The 398-nt window shown below is 48.0% G+C and carries 1 protein-coding gene; it reads right to left on the reverse strand.

Annotated elements, in window-relative coordinates; translation table 11 throughout:
* Positions 1-343, reverse strand: a 343-nt coding sequence (locus tag I6F21_RS38385) for a DUF3251 domain-containing protein (protein WP_249787634.1), incomplete at its 3' end; no start/stop codon positions are given.
* Positions 344-398 lie beyond the last annotated feature (55 nt).

A 398-nucleotide genomic window follows, 5' to 3' on the forward strand; every position in this document is an offset into this window, starting at 1 on the left:
GGGCGTTAATCAATTGATTCTGCACATTGATTTCCTGAAAGTTGTCTATTGTTCCCTGAATTTGCCCATATTCAACGGTTCCGCTGAATGCGGGTAAAGGGTCATTGGATTCGCCCTGAATACGTAGCGTCAGGGTAGTGCCATCTGTGTCAGGCGTAATATTCACCAGCGACATACGTAAAGTACCGATCTGGCTTTCCAGTCTTGCTGGTGTTTTTGCTCCAGGCAGAAGGTAAACCCCACTGCTGGATTTTGCATTCAGCTTGTTTTGCTGAGTGATTTTGAACGTTTCTTTATTGAGTTGCGTCATCTCCTGGTTCAGCGTGCTGACGCTGTGTTTCATCTGTCGCACTTCACTTTGCTGCGCACAGGCGCTAAGGCTGAACAGGCTTCCCAGC

The sequence above is a fragment of the Bradyrhizobium sp. NBAIM03 genome (assembly GCF_020194055.1).
GTDB classification, from domain to species: Bacteria; Pseudomonadota; Alphaproteobacteria; order Rhizobiales; family Xanthobacteraceae; genus Bradyrhizobium; species Bradyrhizobium yuanmingense.